Annotated in this window: 21 protein-coding genes and 1 riboswitch; of the genes, 14 read left to right on the forward strand and 7 right to left on the reverse strand. The window is 60.7% G+C overall.

What is annotated here, in order from left to right:
- The first annotated feature begins 23 nt into the window (after positions 1 to 23).
- The 4 genes from infB (at position 24) to POI8812_RS15375 (ending at position 4,253) form a co-directional block, all read left to right on the forward strand.
- Positions 24 to 2,573: a translation initiation factor IF-2 gene (gene infB / locus POI8812_RS15360; protein ID WP_108783486.1), complete on the forward strand. Its 2,550-nt coding sequence runs from the start codon at positions 24 to 26 to the stop codon at positions 2,571 to 2,573.
- A 40-nt stretch (positions 2,574 to 2,613) separates the two neighbouring features.
- A complete protein-coding gene (locus POI8812_RS15365) occupies positions 2,614 to 2,901 on the forward strand; it encodes a hypothetical protein (RefSeq protein ID WP_108783487.1) in 288 nt (95 codons plus the stop codon).
- Between the two features lie 301 nt (positions 2,902 to 3,202).
- Positions 3,203 to 3,652 (forward strand): hypothetical protein, encoded by a 450-nt coding sequence (locus POI8812_RS15370; protein WP_108783488.1) that lies wholly within the window; start codon positions 3,203 to 3,205, stop codon positions 3,650 to 3,652.
- 118 nt (positions 3,653 to 3,770) lie between these two features.
- Complete coding sequence (locus POI8812_RS15375; RefSeq protein WP_108783489.1) at positions 3,771 to 4,253, forward strand: hypothetical protein; 483 nt, start codon at positions 3,771 to 3,773, stop codon at positions 4,251 to 4,253.
- Positions 4,254 to 4,445: 192 nt separating this feature from the next.
- On the opposite strand, the gene hppD is transcribed toward POI8812_RS15375, so the two are convergent.
- Positions 4,446 to 5,555 (reverse strand): 4-hydroxyphenylpyruvate dioxygenase, encoded by a 1,110-nt coding sequence (hppD, locus tag POI8812_RS15380; protein ID WP_108783490.1) that lies wholly within the window; start codon positions 5,553 to 5,555, stop codon positions 4,446 to 4,448.
- 132 nt (positions 5,556 to 5,687) lie between these two features.
- Between hppD and POI8812_RS15385 the strand changes: the two genes are divergently transcribed.
- Positions 5,688 to 6,152, forward strand: a complete 465-nt coding sequence (locus tag POI8812_RS15385) for an Lrp/AsnC family transcriptional regulator (protein ID WP_108783491.1) — start codon at positions 5,688 to 5,690, stop codon at positions 6,150 to 6,152.
- Here POI8812_RS15385 and POI8812_RS15390 read toward each other — a convergent pair.
- The gene (locus POI8812_RS15390; protein WP_108783492.1) at positions 6,142 to 6,684 is read right to left on the reverse strand and encodes an NADPH-dependent FMN reductase; all 543 of its coding nucleotides are present in this window, start codon (positions 6,682 to 6,684) and stop codon (positions 6,142 to 6,144) included. The genes POI8812_RS15385 and POI8812_RS15390 overlap by 11 nt on opposite strands.
- A gap of 174 nt (positions 6,685 to 6,858) precedes the next feature.
- Here POI8812_RS15390 and smc point away from each other — a divergent pair, with 174 nt between their 5' ends.
- On the forward strand, positions 6,859 to 10,314 hold the full coding sequence (gene smc, locus POI8812_RS15395) for a chromosome segregation protein SMC (protein ID WP_108783493.1): 3,456 nt from the start codon (positions 6,859 to 6,861) through the stop codon (positions 10,312 to 10,314).
- Between the two features lie 42 nt (positions 10,315 to 10,356).
- Here the strand turns inward: smc and POI8812_RS15400 are convergent, their stop codons facing one another.
- Positions 10,357 to 10,677: an ArsR/SmtB family transcription factor gene (locus POI8812_RS15400; RefSeq protein WP_108783781.1), complete on the reverse strand. Its 321-nt coding sequence runs from the start codon at positions 10,675 to 10,677 to the stop codon at positions 10,357 to 10,359.
- Between the two features lie 209 nt (positions 10,678 to 10,886).
- Between POI8812_RS15400 and POI8812_RS15405 the strand changes: the two genes are divergently transcribed.
- The 6 genes from POI8812_RS15405 to POI8812_RS15430 all read left to right on the forward strand — a co-directional run bounded on the left by POI8812_RS15405 (position 10,887) and on the right by POI8812_RS15430 (position 13,994).
- Entirely contained in the window at positions 10,887 to 11,216 is a 330-nt protein-coding gene (locus POI8812_RS15405; protein ID WP_108783494.1) for an AtpZ/AtpI family protein, read from the forward strand.
- A gap of 58 nt (positions 11,217 to 11,274) precedes the next feature.
- A complete protein-coding gene (locus POI8812_RS15410) occupies positions 11,275 to 11,997 on the forward strand; it encodes a F0F1 ATP synthase subunit A (RefSeq protein ID WP_108783782.1) in 723 nt (240 codons plus the stop codon).
- Between the two features lie 47 nt (positions 11,998 to 12,044).
- Positions 12,045 to 12,281, forward strand: coding sequence for a F0F1 ATP synthase subunit C (locus POI8812_RS15415; protein ID WP_108783495.1), 237 nt, complete (start codon positions 12,045 to 12,047; stop codon positions 12,279 to 12,281).
- 140 nt (positions 12,282 to 12,421) lie between these two features.
- Positions 12,422 to 12,952 (forward strand): F0F1 ATP synthase subunit B', encoded by a 531-nt coding sequence (locus tag POI8812_RS15420; protein ID WP_108783496.1) that lies wholly within the window; start codon positions 12,422 to 12,424, stop codon positions 12,950 to 12,952.
- A 12-nt stretch (positions 12,953 to 12,964) separates the two neighbouring features.
- Positions 12,965 to 13,456: a F0F1 ATP synthase subunit B family protein gene (locus POI8812_RS15425; protein ID WP_108783497.1), complete on the forward strand. Its 492-nt coding sequence runs from the start codon at positions 12,965 to 12,967 to the stop codon at positions 13,454 to 13,456.
- A gap of 145 nt (positions 13,457 to 13,601) precedes the next feature.
- Complete coding sequence (locus tag POI8812_RS15430) at positions 13,602 to 13,994, forward strand: hypothetical protein (RefSeq protein ID WP_108783498.1); 393 nt, start codon at positions 13,602 to 13,604, stop codon at positions 13,992 to 13,994.
- A 2-nt stretch (positions 13,995 to 13,996) separates the two neighbouring features.
- Here POI8812_RS15430 and POI8812_RS15435 read toward each other — a convergent pair whose 3' ends face one another.
- A complete protein-coding gene (locus POI8812_RS15435) occupies positions 13,997 to 14,566 on the reverse strand; it encodes a peroxidase-related enzyme (protein ID WP_108783499.1) in 570 nt (189 codons plus the stop codon).
- Positions 14,563 to 15,291 (reverse strand): GNAT family N-acetyltransferase, encoded by a 729-nt coding sequence (locus POI8812_RS15440; protein ID WP_108783500.1) that lies wholly within the window; start codon positions 15,289 to 15,291, stop codon positions 14,563 to 14,565. Before POI8812_RS15440 ends, POI8812_RS15435 begins: the two co-directional genes overlap by 4 nt.
- 68 nt (positions 15,292 to 15,359) lie before the next feature.
- Positions 15,360 to 15,492, forward strand: a riboswitch (FMN riboswitch).
- Positions 15,493 to 15,563: 71 nt separating this feature from the next.
- Between POI8812_RS15440 and POI8812_RS15445 the strand changes: the two genes are divergently transcribed.
- Positions 15,564 to 16,019 (forward strand): 6,7-dimethyl-8-ribityllumazine synthase, encoded by a 456-nt coding sequence (locus POI8812_RS15445; protein WP_108783501.1) that lies wholly within the window; start codon positions 15,564 to 15,566, stop codon positions 16,017 to 16,019.
- 110 nt (positions 16,020 to 16,129) lie between these two features.
- On the opposite strand, the gene smpB is transcribed toward POI8812_RS15445, so the two are convergent.
- Positions 16,130 to 16,606 (reverse strand): SsrA-binding protein SmpB, encoded by a 477-nt coding sequence (smpB, locus tag POI8812_RS15450; RefSeq protein WP_108783502.1) that lies wholly within the window; start codon positions 16,604 to 16,606, stop codon positions 16,130 to 16,132.
- A gap of 21 nt (positions 16,607 to 16,627) precedes the next feature.
- Positions 16,628 to 17,506 (reverse strand): 4-hydroxy-tetrahydrodipicolinate synthase, encoded by an 879-nt coding sequence (gene dapA / locus POI8812_RS15455; RefSeq protein WP_108783503.1) that lies wholly within the window; start codon positions 17,504 to 17,506, stop codon positions 16,628 to 16,630.
- Between the two features lie 137 nt (positions 17,507 to 17,643).
- On the opposite strand from dapA, the gene POI8812_RS15460 reads away from it, so the two are divergent.
- Positions 17,644 to 19,593 (forward strand): lytic transglycosylase domain-containing protein, encoded by a 1,950-nt coding sequence (locus POI8812_RS15460; protein ID WP_108783504.1) that lies wholly within the window; start codon positions 17,644 to 17,646, stop codon positions 19,591 to 19,593.
- Positions 19,594 to 19,637 lie beyond the last annotated feature (44 nt).

The following is a 19,637-nucleotide window of genomic DNA, read 5'->3' on the forward strand; positions in this document are numbered from 1 at the left end:
GCGCCCAGAAGGTTAAGGTCAGTATGAGCGAGAACAACGGCAACAGCGGCGACAAGGGCAAGACGATCGGGACACGCGGTGGCGGGACCGAGACGAGCCGTGTCCGGCAGAGCTTTTCCCACGGGCGGTCCAAAACCGTCGTGGTGGAGAAGAAGCGCAAGCGTGTCGTCGCTCCCAAGCCCGGTTCCGCAGCCACCGGTGGCGTGCAGTCCGAGCGTGTGCGCGCTGCACAAGGTAGCGCCGCCAAGGGTCTTGGCGACAGCGAGATGGAGCGTCGCCGCAAGGCGCTGATGGCCGCAAAGGCCAACGAGGCTGAGCGGATCGCCCGCGAGAAAGAGGCCGAGGAACGCCGTAAGGCGGAGATGGATCGCCTGCGCGCCGAAAAGGATGAGGCCGCTCGCGCCGAGGCCGAGGAAGCAGCCCGCCTGAAGGCAGAGGCAGAGGCGAAAGCCATGCAGGAGGCTGAGGAAGCCAAGCGCAAGGCAGATGAGGAAGCCCGCCAGAAGGCCCGCCCGCGCGGTGCCAAGAAGGAAGATACGGCCCTCAGCCCCGCAGATGTGCCTGCACCGCCGAACGAGAATGAAGGCCCGCGCCGGTCCGCTCCGGGTGGTGCGCCCAAGCGTGACGATCGCCGGAACGAGCGTGAGAACAAGAAGTCCGGCGGTGGCGACAAGCGCCGCTCGGGCAAGCTCACCATCAATCAGGCGATGGGCGAGGGTGGACGCCAGAAATCTCTGGCCGCCATGCGCCGCCGTCAGGAACGCCAGGCCCGTAAGGGCGGTGGCGGTGGCTCGAATGAGCCCCGTGAAAAGGTCGTGCGCGACGTGAAGGTGCCTGAGGCGATCACGGTGGCAGAGCTTGCCAACCGGATGGCCGAACGTGTGGCAGATGTCGTGAAGTCGCTGATGCAGAACGGCATCATGGCGACCCAGAACCAGACCATCGACGCCGACACGGCTGAACTGCTGGTCGAGGAATTCGGCCACAAGGTCGTCCGTGTCTCCGACGCCGATGTCGAGGATGTGATCGCTCAGGTCGAGGACAAGGCCGAAGATCTCAGCCCGCGTGCGCCGGTCATCACGATCATGGGCCATGTTGACCACGGCAAGACCTCTCTGCTCGACGCGATCCGCAAGACCAACGTGGTCTCGGGTGAGGCGGGCGGCATCACGCAGCATATCGGTGCCTACCAGATCAACACCGAGGATGGCGCGAAGCTGACCTTCCTCGACACGCCGGGCCACGCGGCCTTCACCTCGATGCGCGCGCGCGGTGCCCAGGTGACGGATATCGTCATCCTTGTTGTGGCGGCCGACGACTCCGTCATGCCGCAGACCATTGAGGCGATCAATCACGCCAAGGCTGCCAAGGTCCCGATGATCGTCGCGATCAACAAGATCGACCGCCCCGGCGCTGATCCGCAAAAGGTGCGCACGCAGCTTCTCCAGCATGAGGTTGTGGTCGAAGCCATGTCTGGTGATGTGCTGGATGTTGAGGTCTCCGCCGTGAACGGCACCGGCCTCGATACGCTGGTGGAAAACATCGCCCTTCAGGCCGAACTGCTCGAACTCAAGGCCAACGCAGATCGCGAAGCCTCCGGCGCCGTGATCGAGGCGCAACTCGACGTGGGCCGCGGCCCGGTCGCAACCGTTCTCGTCCAGAACGGCACGCTCAAGCGCGGCGATATCTTCGTCGTGGGTGAGCAGTGGGGTAAGGTCCGCGCGCTGATCAATGATCAGGGTGAGCGGGTGAACGAGGCTGGTCCATCCGTCCCGGTCGAGGTGCTCGGCCTCAACGGTACGCCAGAGGCAGGCGACGTGCTCAACGTGGTCCCGGATGAGGCCCGCGCGCGGGAAATCTCCTCCTACCGCCAGCAACTCGCCAAGGACAAGCGCGCCGCAGCCGGTGCCGCAACCACGCTCGACCAGCTTCTGGCCAAGGCCAAGGCGGATGAGAATGTGGCCGAACTGCCCATCGTGGTGAAGGCCGACGTGCAGGGCTCTGCCGAGGCAATCGTTCAGGCGATGGAAAAGATTGGCAATGATGAGGTTCGCGTCCGCGTGCTGCACTCCGGCGTGGGTGCAATCACCGAAAGCGACGTAACCCTCGCTGAAGCTTCCGGCGCGCCAATTATCGGCTTCAACGTCCGGGCCAACGCGCCCGCGCGCGAAAGTGCGAACCAGAAGGGGCTGGAGATCCGCTATTATTCCATCATCTACGATCTGGTGGATGATGTGAAACAGGCGGCTTCGGGCCTGCTTTCCGCCGAGGTGCGCGAGAACTTCATCGGCTATGCCTCGATCAAGGAGGTCTTCAAGGTCTCCAATGTCGGTAAGGTCGCGGGCTGTGTCATCACCGAAGGTGTGGCGCGCCGTTCGGCGGGCGTCCGCCTGCTGCGCGACAACGTGGTGATCCACGAAGGCACGCTGAAAACGCTCAAGCGCTTCAAGGACGAGGTCAAGGAAGTGCAAGGCGGCCAGGAATGCGGCATGGCCTTTGAAAACTACGAAGACATCCGCGAAGGCGACGTCATCGAGATATTCGAAACCGAAGAAATCGAGCGCAACCTCTAAGGGGTTTCGCGAGAGTTGGAATAGAGAAAGCCCGCCAGAGATGGCGGGCTTTTCTCATAAGAAAGACCTTGGCCAGATGAGTCGTCAGAAAACCCCAGAAGAATGTCGCAAAGCCTTTCTTTTTGCGGCTTGTACTCAGTTGGGATTCTGCCTGCCGCCGGCCGATCAGGCGCAGTTGGTGCGTCGGACTGATTTAGGTCCGGAGGAATTTATCCGTTTAGCACTCGAGTTGGAGGGGCTAGAGCCCTTGCATCTTGAAAGCTACGAGCACTTCAGAACCCTAAGGGATCTCTACAAGACACACGTCGAAGACAACGCGACGGGGTGATTTCAGTTGGAAGCCCGGAATCAAGCCGAAGGCGCCGGGTAGCGCCCGCCGCCCCCCGGGTTGGCGCTTTTCTAGCGATACGCACAGAACATCCCATACACGGACTTGGCCACAATAAGCCGCGTCATAGTTCGGCTCCGCTGCCCACCCGCGGTCGGGCGCTGCCCGGATCGTCATTTTGCGTTTACGGCGAAACGCCCCGGACTCAATCCGGGCCCGCACGCAAAACAGTTGCCGAACGCCAGCCAACTTGACCCTCCCGCCGCCTTAGTGCTCAAGTAGCAAAAAGAGAGGGATCGCCATGAGAAACCTGCTGCTGGCTGCAACGACCTCCACCGCGCTTGCCGGGTGTGAAGTGCCAGTGATGATCGCAGCTGCCCAAAACCAGGGCGAGATGACCGGCATGTTTGAGATCACCTTCCCCGCCGTCTTGCTCACCCAACTGGAAACCGGTGAAGAAGAGTTGATGACCGGCCAGTTGATCGGTCACATCAGCGGCAGTTCCCGCTACGAACTGACGGGGCCGACCTGGGGCACATGCTCGGGCGGTCTGACGGCAGATGGCATCTCGACCATGACCTGCGAAAACGGCGTCGGTTGGACCATCGACCTCGGTGAGCAGGAAACCCGAATGTCCGGTATTGAAATACAGGCAGGTGAAGTGTTTGGCACGCAGTTTATCTCGGTCTTCGCCTGGGGCAACGATGCGAGCGAGGTCGCTGTTCGCGCAGCAATTGCCGATTACTCGTGAATGTTCATGCGCGGTCCATTAGTCGACCGACCAATGATGAATATACTTGCGGCCTTACGAGCCGAGATTGGGTAGCAACGGAGCTCGGCCTATTTGCACTGGCAATGGAGGATCCATCATGCGGATGACAGCACTAACCATTGCGCTCCTTGTTGTCTCACCTGCCGCGGCACAAGACCGCTATCTCGCGGTGATCCTCGGCACCGAGCATTTCGGCACCAGCACGCTCAACGACTTCAATCCGGGTCTCGGCATTGGCTGGCGCAGCGACGGCCCGTGGCAGTTTGAGCAATCGGTTGAGGGCGGTGTGTTCTGGAACTCCTACGAAGAAGTCTCGCCCTATCTGATCTACACACTTTCCGATGAGGTCGCGCGCCCGGCAGAGGATTGGTCGATCCGCCTCGGCGGGTTCGCGGGGATTGCCTATTACGACAGGCTCAGCCAGTTGCTCAGCGCGCCCAACATCGAAGGCTACATGCCGATTGCCGGACTGACCGCCATCGCCCGGTATCAGGAACAGACCGATTTTCGCTTCACACTTCTGCCCGCGGGGGCTGGGGTAGATGCCATCGTGAACTTTTCCGTTGCGCAGCGGTTCTGATCCAGCGTGACCCGGTCGACTCTTGTGCACCGCGTCGGTGTACGGGTTGTGCACAGGTTGTGTACGCTTTGTGCACACCGATTTTGACAGAATACGCCCGGCTTTTTGACCCGGCTCCGCGTTAAAATTGTTAACCCTGCACCACCAAAAGGGCGGGCAGGGTTAACCGCTCTAAACACTTTCTTAACCTTTTCAGGCGGCGTCCTCGCCCACGACGCCACGGGCGATCTGGTCGGCTTCAATGCTCTCGAACAAGGCTTTGAAATTGCCCTCTCCGAACCCATCATCGCCCTTGCGCTGGATGAATTCAAAGAAGATCGGGCCGATCACGGTTTTCGAAAAGATTTGAAGCAGGATGCGCGTTTCGCCGCCATCCACGACGCCTTCACCATCAATCAGGATGCCGTGTTTGGCAAGCTTATCAAGGGGTTCCTCATGCCCAACAACGCGCTCTGCGCTCATCTCATAATAGGTCGCGGGCGGTGGCGGCATGAAACGAATGCCATTGTCGTGGATCTGATCGACGGAGGCATAGAGATCCTCCGACCCAACCGCGATGTGCTGAATACCCTCGCCATTATAGCGCTTAAGGTATTCGACGATTTGCCCCTTCTCGCCCCGATCCTCATTGATCGGAATGCGGATTTTCCCGCAGGGGGACGTTAACGCCCTGCTAAGTAGCCCAGTGTATTTACCTTCAATGTCGAAGAATCGGATCTCACGAAAGTTGAACGTGTCGCAATAAAACTTAAACCACGTATCCATATTCCCCTTAACAACATTGTGCGTCAGGTGATCGAGATAGTGGAAGCCTACTCCGGTTGGTTTTGGGTCGCGCTCATCCAGCCAGTTGAAATCGGCGTCATAGGGGGACCGGCCCTGATCGTAATTGTCGATGAAATAGAGCAATGATCCGCCAATCCCGATGACGGCGGGTGCGTCGATGCTTTTGCCGGGGCCGGTATACTCGGTTGCGCCTGTGTCGAGCGCGCGTTTCAGCGCAACCTTTGCGTCAACAACCCGCCACGCCATCGCTGGGGCGCAGGGGCCGTGATCTTCGATAAAGCCAGCGGCATGGCTTTCCGGTTCGCGGTTGACGACATAGTTGATGTCACCCTGACGATAGACGGTGATGTCTTTCGTCTTGTGCTCGGCGACTGGCACGTAACCCATTGAGCGAAAAAGTGTATCCAGCTTCTCAGGCTCGGGGTGGGCGAACTCGACGAATTCGAAGCCGTCGGTTCCGGCTGGATTGCTGTCTGAAATCGTTGCTTTCGGTGCATCATGCGGGAACGGACCCATCTGAACCTCCAAATTAAAGTGCTGAGTTCAGAGTAGGCTGTTTGCAGTGCTTGCGCTGCGCAAAGGGATGGCGCATGTCGCAAAATTTCGCTAATTTCCCGCATCTATCCTAAATTGGTGCGGGAATTTAGCATGAACGCAAATTTGGATGCGAAAGATCTCGCTCTGCTGGAGCATTTGCAGCGCGATGGTCGTTTGACAGCGTCCGAGCTGGCAGATCGTATCCACCTTTCTCCATCGCAATGCGCCCGTCGACGGCAGCGGTTGGAGGATGAGGGCTATATCACGGCGTATCGCGCGGTCGTGGATTCGGCCCGGATCGGGGCAGCGGTGGAGAGCTTTGTGCAAGTGACCATGGCCGCGCATAGTCGAGAGAATGCTCAGGACTTTGTGCGTCTGGCGGAGCGGACGCCAGCGATTGTCAGCGTGTGGACGCTCACGGGCGAGGCCGATTATATGCTGCGCGTGTTCAGCGCCGATCTCGCCGCGCTGAACCGTTTGGTGCAAGACACTCTGCTGCCGCATCCCGCGGTTGCGCGGGTGCAAAGTCAGATCGTGATGGCTCGGCTGAAGGACAATGCGCCGATCAGCCCCTGAGGGTAATCTCAGCCTTTAGGTTGTCCATCAGCTTTCCTAGGAACTCTTGCGATTTTGGATCCTTGAGCGTTCCGTCCTCAGCAAAGGCATCATTGGCCCCGGCAATGGTGACTTCTGGTGCCAGCACGACATGGGCCGCATGCGGGGTCAGCGCGTGACGCAATGTGTATTGCGCCCGCTCACCTCCGGATCGGCCCGCTGCGCTGGACATGATCGCGACCGGCATACCCTTTAGCGGATTACCGCCGTCAACGATGCTCAGCCAATCGAGTGCGTTTTTCAGAAGGCCCGGAATCATCTTGTTGTATTCGGGGGTTGAGATGATCACCGCATCGGCCCCCCGCACGAGCTCGGTCAGACGTTGCACCGCATCCGGGCCACCTTCTTTGTTCAGATCGGTGTTGAGCAGAGGCAGATCCAGATCTGCCAACGTGAATTGCTGGGGTGCAAAGAGCCGGGCGGCCTCCTGAACCAGAAGTGTGTTGGACGCACCTTCGCGCAGGGAACCGGAGATGCCGACAAGATGGGTCATGAGACTGCCTCGATTGTATTGATGTCGAGCCTTACCTAACCCGCGTGGGAAACGGGGCAAGCGAAAGGTACATCTGGTGGGCCAACATCGGCCAAGCCCCAAGATCGGGCGCTTTGCTTGACTCACATCGCTTCCAGCCGGACCATCAATCACGCCGAGAATCGCGGGGGCAGCGTGCAGTTCACCAAACTCAGATTGCTGGGCTTCAAAAGCTTCGTCGATCCGACCGAGCTTGTGATTGCCGATGGGCTGACCGGTGTTGTCGGCCCCAATGGCTGTGGGAAGTCCAATCTGCTGGAAGCGCTACGCTGGGTGATGGGAGAGAACCGCCCGACCGCGATGCGCGGGGGCGGGATGGAGGACGTGATTTTTGCGGGGGCTTCGACCCGCCCGGCGCGCAATTTTGCCGAGGTCACACTGACCATCGACAATGATGAACGTCTTGCGCCCGCCGCGTTCAATGATGCGGACCGGCTGGAAATCGTACGCCGGATCACCCGCGATGCAGGTTCTGCCTTTAAGACGAACGGCAAGGACTCCCGCGCCCGTGATGTGCAGATGTTGTTCGCTGATGCGTCCACGGGCTCACATTCCCCGGCATTGGTCAGGCAAGGACAGATCAGTGAGCTGATCAACGCAAAGCCAAAGGCAAGGCGGCGCATTCTTGAAGAAGCGGCCGGAATTTCCGGCCTCTATCAAAGGCGGCATGAAGCGGAACTGAAGCTGAAGGCCACCTCCGCCAATCTGGAGCGGGTCGAGGATGTGTTGGGGCAGCTGTCCTCTCAACTGGCGACACTGGCGCGGCAGGCGCGCCAGGCCGAGCGCTATCGGGAAATTGCCGAGGAACTGCGTCGATCTGAGGCCCTGCTGCTCTATCGGCGTTGGCGCGAAGCGGATGAGGCGCGGCTGGCGGCCGATCAGGCCCTGACGGTTGCAAGCCGTTTGGCGGCAGAGGCGCAGGGCGCCGCGTCCAAGGCCCAAACCCTGCGGACTGAGGCGGCCGACAAACTGCCGCCCCTGCGTGAAGAGGAGGCGGTCGCAGGTGCCGTCTTGCAACGTCTCACTGTTGAGCGGGATCAGCTGAAAGATCGGGAACATCGTGCCCGCCGGGCCATCGAACGGCTGGAGCAGAATATCCGGACGCTGCGCGCGGATATGGAGCGGGAGGCGACGCTCAACACGGATGCGACCGAGACCATCGAACGCCTGGAATGGGAGCAGACGGCACTAAAACAAGCGAGCGCCGGGCAGGATGAAACCCTAGCCAATGCACAAGCGGCCGCAACTGATGCGGCCACGCATTTGCAGGCGGTCGAGGCGCGTCTGGATCAGGCGAGCGAAGATGCCGCACGGCTTGCAGCGCGCCATCAGGCCGCCGCCCGCCGGATCGCGGATGCAGAACAGGTGCTGGGCAAGCTCACCCGCGAGCGGGAAGAGGCTGAGCGCGCTTCGGCAGAGGTTGCAGGCAAACTCACAGCGGCACGGTCATTGCTGGAAGAGTCGAGATCCCGAGAGGACGACGCACGGCAGTTGGCGTCGGCCGCTGAGGCGGCGCTCGCGGATGCTGAGGTGGCCAGATCCGCTGCTCAATCCGCCGAAGCGGAGGCGCGGGCGACCTCATCAGCTGCGCAGGGGGAGCTGAAGGCGCTTCAAGGCGAGGTTGCCGCACTCTCTCGCCTTTTGGATCGGGAGCGCGGTGACGAGGATCAATTGCTCGATCAGATCCGGGTGGAGCCTGGGTATGAGGCGGCGCTGGGAGCCGCGCTGGGAGATGACTTGAAAGCGTCGGTCACGACGGATGGCACGGGATGGGCAGATGTGTCGGGGCGCGAGGATTTGGTGCCACCCGCTTTGCCGCAGGGGGCCGATCCGTTGGCTGCCCATGTTCAGGCCCCGGCATTGCTGGATGCTCGACTTGCTCGGATCGGTATTGTCGCTGCTGATCTTGCAGATAGTTTGCAGAGTCAATTACCGGCTGGTCATCGTCTGGTCTCACGAGAGGGCGATCTATGGCGTTGGGACGGCTTCCGCGTGTTGGCCGCCGACGCGCCGTCCGCGACGGCGCTGCGTTTGCAGCAAATGAACCGACTGGAGCGGCTGAAAGAGGCGCTGACGGCAGCGGAGGCGGTTGCACGGAATGCAGAGGCTGGTCATGCAACTGCGCGTGCAGAGTTGGAAGCCGCGACGTCGGCAGATGCTCAAGCGCGCACGTCGCGGAAACAGGCTGATGACGCGGCAACGCAGGCGGCACGTGCGCTGAACCGCGCCGAGGCCGAAACCTCAATGCTGGAAGGGCGGGCAGAGACCCTCTCCATGGCCGTTGAACGACGGAGCGAGGATGCGGTTGAGGCAGAGACCGCTCTGGCGGATGCGCGCAGCGGACAAGATGAGCTGGAGGATCTGGATACCGCGCGGGCGGCGGTCGAGGCGCAGAAGGGTGGCGTGGCGGATGCCCGCGCGGCACAGCTGGCGGCACGCAGCAAGGCGGATGAGGTGCGTCGTGAAGGCGCGGCCCGTGTCAAACGACTACAGGAATTGACCAAGGAAATCAGCGGCTGGCGGCACCGGCTGGACACGGCTGAGAAGCGAACCGGCGAACTCTCGAACCGTGCAGAGGCAGCAGAGGCGGACCTGAAATCCGCACGGACGCAGCCTGAGGAGATCGCGGAGAAGCGCGCGGGACTGGCGCGGGAGCTTGAGCGCGCGGAGGCCCGGCGGCGGGCCGCGGCGGATGCGCTCGCCGCAGGTGAAACCGTCGCCCGGCAGGCGGAGCAGGCGGAACGGGATGCCGAAAGAGCGGCCTCAGAGGCACGAGAAGGGCGCGCACGGGCGGATGCCCGCGCAGAGGCAGCGCAGGAAGCCGTTCAGGCCGCCGCGGATCGGATCGAAGAGGATTTGAACGTCGCGCCGCAGGTCTTGCTGGAGACGCTTGGGTCGGATCCCGATCAGATGCCCCCGGTCGAGATGATCGAGAATGATATTGCCCGTCTCAGGCGTCAGCGCGACGCGCTCGGAGCGGTGAACCTGCGCGCGGAAGAAGACAGCCGCGAGGTGCAGGAGGAACATGATGCATTGGCGTCCGAGAAGGAAGACCTCGATGCGGCGATCGCCAAGTTGGCCACAGGGATTGCCAATTTGAACGCAGAGGGCAGAGAGCGGCTGCTTAAAGCGTTTGATGAGGTCAACGAAAATTTTGGGCGGCTGTTTACCAGCCTGTTTGGGGGAGGGGAGGCCAGCCTTGAACTGGTCGAAAGTGATGATCCGCTTGAAGCGGGGCTTGAGATCATGTGTCAGCCACCGGGCAAGAAATTGTCGACGCTGTCCCTGTTGTCGGGCGGGGAACAGACGCTGACGGCGCTGTCCCTGATTTTCGCGGTATTTCTAGCGAATCCGTCGCCGATCTGTGTGCTGGATGAGGTCGATGCCCCGTTGGATGATGCGAATGTGACGCGGTTTTGCGATCTGCTCGATGAGATGACCCGGCAGACATCGACGCGATTCCTCATCATTACCCACCATGCTGTCACCATGGCACGTATGGACCGTCTGTTCGGTGTGACGATGGCAGAACAGGGGGTCAGTCAGTTGGTGTCCGTTGACCTGAGGCGGGCCGAGGCGCTGGTGAGCTGATAGTTGCCGCCTCCGGCGGGGATATTTTGACCAAGAAGAAGGTCAATCGTCGAGCAGGGGCCCAAGCGCGGCTTCGATCCTGTCCAGATCGTCGGTCGTCCAACTGCCGAAATTGCCCATCCATTGACCCGCCGCGGCAATACCATCGGGGTTCAGTGCACACCATTTTTCGCGTCCGCGACGCTCGGATGTGACCAGGCCCGCACGGGTGAGGATCTGCAAGTGCTTTGAGATCGCGGCAAGTGACATATCGAATGGCTCAGCAATCTCTCCCACAGACAGATCATGATCCAGCAGGCGGGACAGGATGGCGCGCCGGGTGGGATCGGCAAGAGCCGCGAAGACGAGATCAAGATCGGTCATGGCCGCCAACATGGGGCATCGGATGTGAATCATCAACCAATCGGTTGAAGGTCAATTGAAACCTGCAAATCTGGGCCATTCAAATGATCAACCGATAAGTTAAGTGAAAAAATCACGTTATATCAGGTGTTTGCGCACGTGTCCGGCCGTTGACACTGTTTGTGCTCGTCCCTATACCTCACACCGAGTTTTGCGGGATGGGTGCGCGCATGGTGGATCGACGGAAAGCCGAAGATCTGGATGCGCGGATTGCAGCGGCAAGGGCCGCGCATGCACCTGCCCCGGCTGAAGAGAGCAAGTACCATAAGGCCAACATGGCGTGGCAGATGGTAATTGAGTTGGTCGCCGGAATGGTGCTCGGCTTGGGAATAGGGTGGAGCCTGGACTGGCTCTTTGGCACGGTGCCGCTCTTCCTTGCGATCTTCGGCATATTGGGATTTGTCGCAGGCGTTCGCACGATGATGCGGACAGCCCAGCGGGTACAGGAACGCGCAGCCGCAAAGGCTGCTGAAGACAAGGCGCCTTCGGGCGACGCATAGAGAAGGACGAGGGCACGTGGCAGGCGCACCAGCAGATGGCGGGTTCAACATCCACCCGATGGATCAGTTCGTCGTAAAAGGTCTCTTTTCCGGTGAGGCGCCAAGCGGCCTTGCCGATATGTTTATGATCACGAACCAGACCCTCTGGCTGGCGATTTCGGTACTCTGCATCGTTGCTTTGCTCGTCTGGGGCAGCCGCGGCCGCGCGATGGTTCCGAGCCGCCTGCAGTCGGTGGGTGAGTTGATGTATGGCTTCATCCACAAAATGGTCGAGGATGTGGCGGGCAAGGATGCCATCCGCTTCTTCCCTTATGTAATGACGCTGTTCACATTCATTCTGTTTGCCAACCTCGTGGCGCTGATTCCGACAAGCTTTTCTGTCACGTCGCATATCGCTGTCACCGGCGTTCTGGCGATGATGGTCTTCCTCACTGTCACGATCCTTGGCTTCATCCTGAATGGTGCGGGCTTCCTGAAGCTCTTCTGGCCGTCGGATGCACCTGCTGCGCTGAAGCCGGTGCTGGCTGTGATCGAACTCATTTCCTATTTCGTGCGTCCTGTGTCCCACTCCATTCGTTTGGGTGCGAACCTCATGGCAGGCCACGCAGTTCTCAAGGTGTTTGCAGGTTTTGCGGGCGCCTTGGGCCTTGGGGCGGTCTTCCCGATCGCCGCAATTGTCGCAGTTTACGGGCTCGAGGTGCTCGTGGCGGTGATCCAGGCGTATGTCTTCACTATTCTGACATGCGTGTACCTCAAAGACGCGCTGCATCCGGGTCACTAAGACCGGTCAGCATCTAATTCGAGCCATTCCAACCAAGGAGCATCATCATGGAAGGCGATATCGCAGCAATGGGTCAGTTCATCGGCGCAGGCCTCGCATGCATCGGCATGGGCGGCGCAGGCATCGGTGTGGGCCACGTGGCCGGCAACTTCCTGGCGGGCGCACTGCGCAACCCGGCAGCTGCAGGCGAGCAGACCGCGACGCTGTTCATCGGCATTGCATTTGCAGAAGCACTGGGGATCTTCTCGTTCCTCGTCGCTCTGCTGCTGATGTTCGCTGTCTAAGCGAACCGACTGATATAGCGAACCGCCCGCGCCTGTGTGCTGCGGGCGGCTTGCCACCCAATTACGAATTTTTCCCGAACCCCCAGGGTTTGACTTGTTCTATCGAACCCGGGTTCGAAGACCGCTGATCGGAGTGAGACATGGCGACGACAACGGAGACCGCAGCAGAGTACGGCGCCTCTGGCATGCCGCAGCTCGAAATTGCGACGTTCCCTACCCAGATTTTCTGGCTGCTGGTTGCGCTGGTCATCCTCTACTTCGTGTTGAGCCGTGTCGCGCTGCCGCGCATCGGTTCCACGATTGAAGAGCGTCAGGACGCCATCGCAAACGATATCGAGCGTGCCGCAGATTACCGCCGCAAGGCCGATGAGGCCGAGGCTGCGTACAACCAGGCGCTGGCTGATGCCCGTGCCGAGGCAAATCGTATCGCGGATGAAACCCGCGCGGATGTGCAGAAGGAAGTCGATGCCGCGATGGCAGAGGCGGACGCGCAGATCGCCGCCCAGACAGCAGAGAGCGAAACCCGCATCGCTGCAATCCGGGATGAGGCGATGGCCGCGGTTGACACTGTTGCGAAGGATACGGCTGCCGCTCTCGTATCGAGCCTGACGCCCGACCTTGCCGATCAGGCCGCAATCGACGCTGCCGTTGCACAGCGCACCAAAGCGTAAGGAGCCGGACCGATGGATTTCCTCTACAACACCGACATCGTCGTTGCGATCGCCTTTGTTATCTTCATTGGCATTCTGCTCTATGTTGGCGTGCCCGGAATGGTCACGAAGCTGCTTGATGAGCGTGCTGAGAAGATCAAGGCCGATATTGCCGAAGCGCGCGAACTGCGTGAAGAAGCGCAGCAGCTTCTCGCCTCGTACGAGCGCAAGCAGAAAGAAGTTGAAGAGCTTTCTGCCGAGATCGTTTCCAAGGCACGCGAAGACGCGCAAGCGGCTGCGGCTCAGGCCAAGGTCGAGCTTGAACAGTCTATCGCCCGCCGCCTGGACAGCGCGAAGGACCAGATCGCGTCGGCTGAGAGTGCTGCGATGAAAGAGGTCAAGGACCGTGCCGTCGCTGTAGCCGTCGCGGCAGCGCGTGATGTGATCACCGACAAGATGGATGCCTCCCGCGCGAACGCGCTGATCGACGATGCGATTGGCGAGGTGGGCCAGAAGCTGCACTGACCAGCTTTTCTTAGGCAAGTTACTAGAGGCCCGGTTTCGACCGGGCCTTTTTCGTTGTGGCCTGAGGAACATTGTCGGGACAGATGAGTTATGTCCCTGATGCAAGATTTTGGTGTCAGTACATTTTGGTCTGGGAATTTTATTGATGCACAAGCGTAAGGTTTTGAACGAACTTGTTGAAGCGCCGTTCAAGATTGCGGCGGCTAATCTGGGTCTCGCCCATGATGTGATGCGGCGTCGCCCGGTTGATGAGGCAATGTCGACCTTTCTTCACCGGCTTCCTTTTGCGGATCAGGTATTCGGACAGAATGGTCCCGACGCCACGCCGGGCAATATGAAATCTGACGCAGCGAATATCAGGTCCAAGCCTGGTGTGGCCGGCACGGAAAACGCACCAAAGAACGCAGCAGCTTTCCCTGAAGATGCGCGGCCCGACGGCCCCAAGGTGCATCCTCAGGTCAAGTTGGCGCGGAAGGCAGAGCAAATCGTCGAAGAAAATACGGATCCGGAGCGCGGCAAGCCGATCTCGAACGCGTAGCACTATCGACCCGCGCTGTGATACTCAGAGTTGGGTCGCATATCGATTGCGCTGCTCATTCTGTTGGACATGTTGAAGAAACTCGCCACGGCGGCAATGTCCCAGATGTCCTTGTCCGTCCAGCCCGCATCGCGCAGGTGCTGGCGGTCGGCTTCCTCAATGCGGTAGCTCGCTTCTGTCATGGCGACTGCGAAATCGAGGGCGGCACGCTGCTTTGGGGATATATCGGCCACGCGATAATTCATGACCAGTGCTTCGCCGAGTTCCGGCAGACCAGACAGCTCGCGAACAGCGGCACCATGCGCGACGAGGCAGTAAAAGCACCGGTTCACTGCGCTGACGACCACGGCGATCATTTCCCGCTCTAGCTTCGTCAATCCGCTATCGCCCAGCATCAGGTCGTTATACATGGCGCTGAAGGCGTCGAGCTTCTCTGTATTATGCGCATAGGCGCGCAACACATTTGGGACGAGGCCGAGCTTCTCCTCACAGATTGCGAAGAATTTTGCCGTGCGCTCGGGCAGGGGATCCTGTTGATGCAGGTTGAGAGCGGTGGGGTGATCGGGCGTCATCGTGGATCCTCCTTGATGCGGTAATGGTAGCCGCCGATATCCTCGAAGCCCATGGCGGAATAGAGTGCCCGGGCCGGGCCGTTCGCTTCGGTCACGATGAGGGACAGCCAATCCGCCCCTTGGCCCGTCGCCCAATGGCCACAAGCGGCGACCATATCGCGGGCCAATCCGTTTCTGCGATACTCCGTCAGGATTTCCAGCGCATGAAACATGGCCAGCGATCCCCGCGCGCCAACATAGACTGCCCCGGCCGGACGGTCGCCAACACGACCCGCAATATAGGCTTTCGTGCACGCTGCCCGCGCCATCGTGCGCATACGGGCTGGTCCAATTCCACCGGCGGCCCAAATCTCCTCCATCCGCGCGATGGGTCCTTCCCCCACTATCGTCCGCGGCCCTGCGGGCAGCATGTTGGCCAATCTGTGTGTTGGGGCCACGAGCAGACGACACGGATCCTTTACGGCATATTCCGCGCGGCTCAACCTGGCTGCTAGATCCTCTTCTCCGGGCCGGATCATGACAAGGGGGCCTGCACCAGAGATATCCGGCGCGCCGCCCAGGGCGGAGGCACAGTTTACCCTGCTGCCGCCATCTGGCGCGTGCCGGTGCAGCCAGTCCCCATGTTGTTGGAAACTCTCGGGCGGCCACGTCGCATCGACCATGCGAATAACCTCTGTCGGCGTGGGCAACGGGGTGGAGTTAGGGGCGTTGGACGGTAACGTCATGTCGTCTTCCGACTTTCAGGGCGGCTGATCCCTTGGTAGAGACAATGTGTCGTCTCTTCCAGAGGCGGCGACGTTCTCGGGGCGGGGTGCAATTCCCCACCGGCGGTTATAGCCCGCGAGCGGCCTTGCATTGGCGAGGTGTCAGCAGATCTGGTGAAATTCCAGGGCCGACAGTGACAGTCTGGATGTGAGAGAACGGGAGCAGGTCGCACATGCGGCCCGCCTCCTATTGCCTCGGTGTTCGTGTCAACGTGGTGAAAGGAGCAAGACCCATGACACAAGAGACCCGTATCGCCTTTATCCGTGCCCGCTGGCACGCCAATATCGTGGACCGCGCCCATGAAGGGTTTCTGGCGGAGCTCGAACGACGCGGTCAGTCAATCGCTGTGGATGTATTCGATCTGCCCGGCGCGTTTGAGATCCCATTGCTGGCCCGCCGCTTGGCCGCATCAGGTCGCTATGCCGCCGTTGTCGGGGCTGCGTTTGTCGTGGATGGAGGCATCTATCGCCATGACTTCGTATCCAGCGCCGTGGTCGATGGCCTCATGCGCGCGCAGATGGATACGGATGTGCCGGTCCTGTCGGTCGTCCTGACGCCACATAATTTCCAGAACACGCCAGAGCATGTTGGCTTTTTCGAGACGCATTTCGTCGAGAAAGGTGCCGAAGCCGCGCGTGCGGCGCTCGCCGTGCTCAGCGCTGATGCGGCCTTAGCGGCGGTGGCTTGAAGTGAGTGGGCCGCTCATTTGAGCGGCCCACGCCTCCGGCGGAGGTATTTTGAGAGCAAAGTGACGGGCGCGCGGCACCCGACTCCACAGATCTTCCGAGCAAGGGACGATCAGTTCTGGCGCAGCAGGCGGGCCTTTTGGCGTTGCCAGTCCCGCTTCTTTTCAGTGTCGCGTTTGTCAGCGACCTTCTTACCTTTGGCCAGACCCAACAGGAGCTTGGCCATGCCGCGTTCGTTGAAATACATCTTGAGCGGTACGAGGGTCATCCCCTCCCGTCCGACGCCTTGCCACAACTTTGCCAACTCACGTTTGCTGACCAAAAGCTTGCGGTGGCGCCGTTCTTCATGGCCGAAGGTCTTTGCCTGCTTGAACGGGGCGACGTAGGAGTTGATCAGCCAAAGCTCCCCATTTTCCACGCTCGCATAGCTTTCAGCGATGTTCGCCCCGCCTTCGCGGAGCGACTTCACCTCTGATCCTTCCAGAACGATACCGCATTCGAGCGTATCCTCGACGGCATAGTTATAGCGTGCCTTGCGGTTCTCGGCGACGAGCTTGGAATTCGGGTCTGCGTTCTTTTTCTGTGCCATGAGCGGGATATAGGGCGGCGATCAGCCGTCTAACAGTCCTGCATGGATCATGGCCGCACGCATCTGTGCCTTGCCCACATCAGACATTTCGATCAGCGGCAGACGCACATCGGGCTCACAGCGCCCCAGAAGGCTGAGCGCATATTTCGCGGGTGCCGGGGACGGCTCGCAAAAAGCGGCGCGGATCAGGGGGAACAGTTTTTCGTTCAGCTCTCGCGCGGTGGCAAAGTCGCCGGCGAGGCAGGCTTCCTGCATCTGGGCGCTGAGGCGCGGTGCAATATTGCCAACCGTCGTAATGCATCCCTGGCCGCCATGGGCGTTGACGGCCAGCGCCGTCTCATCATTGCCGGAAAGCTGGATGAAATCAGGACCGATGGCCATGCGCTGGTCGGTGATGCGATCCACCTCTCCGGTCGCATCCTTGACGCCGACAACGCGCTCAAGCTTTGCGATTTCGGCCATGGTTTCCAGTCCCATGTCGATGATCGAGCGACCGGGGATGTTGTAGAGGATGATCGGCAGGGTGGAGGCATCGTGGATCGCGGTATAATGCGCGATCAGGCCCGCCTGATTTGGCTTGTTGTAATAGGGCGTCACGATCAGCAGCGCGTCGGCACCAACCTCGCCCGCGTGTTGGGCAAATTCGATGGCCTCCGTCGTGTTGTTCGATCCAGCGCCCGCGATCACCGGCACGCGGCCAGCGGTCTGCTCTACCACGATCTGCACGACCCGCATATGTTCCTCAGCGCTAAGGGTCGGGCTTTCGCCACCTGTGCCCACGGCCAGCAAGCCGTGGGAGCCTTCAGCGATCTGCCAATCCACCAGCTCACGCAATTTCTTCTCGTCCACCTCGCCACCGGAGAAGGGGGTGATGAGGGCAGGGATCGAACCTTTGAACATTTCGAGGCTCCGAGATTGGAAATTGGCGGGATCGCCGGGATGTGACTATCAAGGCGCGCCAACTAGGTTACAAAGTCAGTCGACGCGCTCTGCCGTGTTCTAGTGGTTTTACTGATTTTGTCGAGGTTCAAAGGTTCATGCTAATTCGATCAATTGCCCTGTCCGTTTGTCTGGGCGTTTTGCCTGCGGCGGCTCAGGTATCGTCCGGCGTCGGTCTGGTCATGGAGCAGGCGCTTGCTGCCGGGGCACAGGACAGCTGGGCCGATGCGCGGGTGCTCGCCTCCCGCACCGGGGAGCCTGTGGCGCTCGATGTGATCGAATGGAGCCGCCTGCGGGCAGGTGATGCGAACTGGCCCGACTATGTTGCCTTTACGCAGGCCAATGCAGATTGGCCGGGACTTGCGCGTCTGCGCCGGGCCGGAGAGCCGAAAATTCCCGCCAATGCCCGCCCGCAGGATGTTCTGAGCTTTATGGGAGACAGCGGACCGCAGACCGGGCCCGGCTTTGTGGCACATGCCAGCGCGCTCGCCGCTTTGGGTCGGACAGGGGAAGCGAATGCCGCGGCCGTCGCGGCCTGGCAGAATGAGGCACTGGGTGCGGAGGCGCAGGCCGCCCTGCTGGCACGCTTTGGAGGCGTACTTGCCCCCCATCACGAGACACGGCTCGACAACATGCTGTGGGCGGGTCGTGCTCAAGAGGCGCAGAGGATGTTTCCGCTTGTCTCCTCTGGTTGGCGTGCGTTGGCTGAGGCGCGCATCGCACTGCGGGCAGAGCGTGACGGGGTCAACGCGCTGATTGATGCGATTCCGGCGTCTCTGCAATCCAATGCGGGACTTGCCTATGATCGGTTCTACTGGCGGCGGGATCGGGGGCTGGCCACCGCGCTCGACCTTATCCTGAGTCAATCGACATCGGCTGCCGCATTGGGTCAGCCGGAGCGATGGGCCCGCGCGCGCCGGGATATGACACGTCAGGCGATGCGGCGGGGCGATGTTGCCCGCGCTTACCGTCTCTCCTCCAATCATTTCATCGAGCCGGGCACCGGATACGATTATGCCGATCTGGAATGGCTGTCGGGCTATTTGCAGCTTCGCAAGTTGCGCAACCCCGCAGCGGCCCTACCGCATTTCCAACGGTTTGCCGCTGTGGTGGATACGCCGATTTCGCTGGGGCGGGCCGGGTACTGGCTGGGCCGCACCTATGAGGCGCTAGGGCAAACTGGTAATGCAAGTGCGGCCTATGCGGATGCCGCAGAGCATCAGTCGAGCTTTTACGGACAACTGGCCGCCGCACGGATTGGCGCGGCACCTGACCCACTGCTCGCCGGGATCGAGACCGGCAATTGGCGCGGTGCGAGCTTTGCCAATGATCCACGCTTGCGCGCGGCGCAATTGCTGTTCGCAGCAGATGATTGGGTAAATGCGGAGCTTTTCATGAGCCGCATCGCAATTGACCTTGAAAATCGTGGGGAGCAGGGGCTGCTCGCGCGGGCGGCGCTCGAATTTGGGCGCGCGGACACTGCCGTTCGGCTGTCCAAGCAGGCGGCGCGTGAAGGGCTGGTATTTGCTGATACGGCCTATCCGCTGCTCGACGTGAGTTCCGTCAACACCTCTTTGCCGCTGGAGTTGATCATGTCACTCGCGCGCCAGGAGAGTGAGTTGAACCCACAGGCGATCAGCCGTGTCGGTGCGCGGGGTCTGATGCAATTGATGCCGGACACGGCACGGGAGGTCAGCCGCGACCTGGGCGTGCCCTACAGCTTTGACGGGCTGACGTCGAACCCGGCCTACAATATCCGTTTGGGCACGACCTATTTGGAAGGCCTGATGACCCAGTTCCGTGGATCCTATGTGATGTCCGCGGCGGGCTATAATGCGGGGCCAAGCCGTCCGATCAGCTGGTCCAGCCGATACGGAGATCCGCGCCCGCTGAATGTGGAGCAGGCCGTGGACTGGATTGAAGGTATCCCGTTCAACGAAACCCGGAATTACGTCATGCGCGTCATCGAGGGAATGCATGTCTACCGTCAACGGCTCAACGGTGGGGGTGTGCCACTTCGGATCAATCAGGATGTAACTGCCGGATAGGAAAGATTTGACAGGGCAGACGTTGGGCGGAATCCTTTGGTGGC

Source organism: Pontivivens insulae, assembly GCF_900302495.1.
Lineage (GTDB): Bacteria > Pseudomonadota > Alphaproteobacteria > Rhodobacterales > Rhodobacteraceae > Pontivivens > Pontivivens insulae.

Coding starts and splice junctions, on each gene's coding strand:
- POI8812_RS15435 (WP_108783499.1), bottom strand. CDS start 14,566: ATGACGCCCGATCACCCCACCGCTCTCAACCTGCATCAACAGGATCCC.
- POI8812_RS15405 (WP_108783494.1), top strand. CDS start 10,887: ATGGTGGATCGACGGAAAGCCGAAGATCTGGATGCGCGGATTGCAGCG.
- POI8812_RS15425 (WP_108783497.1), top strand. CDS start 12,965: ATGGATTTCCTCTACAACACCGACATCGTCGTTGCGATCGCCTTTGTT.
- POI8812_RS15440 (WP_108783500.1), bottom strand. CDS start 15,291: ATGACGTTACCGTCCAACGCCCCTAACTCCACCCCGTTGCCCACGCCG.
- POI8812_RS15445 (WP_108783501.1), top strand. CDS start 15,564: ATGACACAAGAGACCCGTATCGCCTTTATCCGTGCCCGCTGGCACGCC.
- POI8812_RS15365 (WP_108783487.1), top strand. CDS start 2,614: ATGGCGGGCTTTTCTCATAAGAAAGACCTTGGCCAGATGAGTCGTCAG.
- POI8812_RS15370 (WP_108783488.1), top strand. CDS start 3,203: ATGAGAAACCTGCTGCTGGCTGCAACGACCTCCACCGCGCTTGCCGGG.
- POI8812_RS15410 (WP_108783782.1), top strand. CDS start 11,275: ATGGATCAGTTCGTCGTAAAAGGTCTCTTTTCCGGTGAGGCGCCAAGC.
- smpB (WP_108783502.1), bottom strand. CDS start 16,606: ATGGCACAGAAAAAGAACGCAGACCCGAATTCCAAGCTCGTCGCCGAG.
- POI8812_RS15430 (WP_108783498.1), top strand. CDS start 13,602: ATGCACAAGCGTAAGGTTTTGAACGAACTTGTTGAAGCGCCGTTCAAG.
- POI8812_RS15420 (WP_108783496.1), top strand. CDS start 12,422: ATGGCGACGACAACGGAGACCGCAGCAGAGTACGGCGCCTCTGGCATG.
- infB (WP_108783486.1), top strand. CDS start 24: ATGAGCGAGAACAACGGCAACAGCGGCGACAAGGGCAAGACGATCGGG.
- POI8812_RS15375 (WP_108783489.1), top strand. CDS start 3,771: ATGCGGATGACAGCACTAACCATTGCGCTCCTTGTTGTCTCACCTGCC.
- POI8812_RS15400 (WP_108783781.1), bottom strand. CDS start 10,677: ATGACCGATCTTGATCTCGTCTTCGCGGCTCTTGCCGATCCCACCCGG.
- POI8812_RS15390 (WP_108783492.1), bottom strand. CDS start 6,684: ATGACCCATCTTGTCGGCATCTCCGGTTCCCTGCGCGAAGGTGCGTCC.
- POI8812_RS15460 (WP_108783504.1), top strand. CDS start 17,644: ATGCTAATTCGATCAATTGCCCTGTCCGTTTGTCTGGGCGTTTTGCCT.
- dapA (WP_108783503.1), bottom strand. CDS start 17,506: ATGTTCAAAGGTTCGATCCCTGCCCTCATCACCCCCTTCTCCGGTGGC.
- POI8812_RS15415 (WP_108783495.1), top strand. CDS start 12,045: ATGGAAGGCGATATCGCAGCAATGGGTCAGTTCATCGGCGCAGGCCTC.
- hppD (WP_108783490.1), bottom strand. CDS start 5,555: ATGGGTCCGTTCCCGCATGATGCACCGAAAGCAACGATTTCAGACAGC.
- POI8812_RS15385 (WP_108783491.1), top strand. CDS start 5,688: ATGAACGCAAATTTGGATGCGAAAGATCTCGCTCTGCTGGAGCATTTG.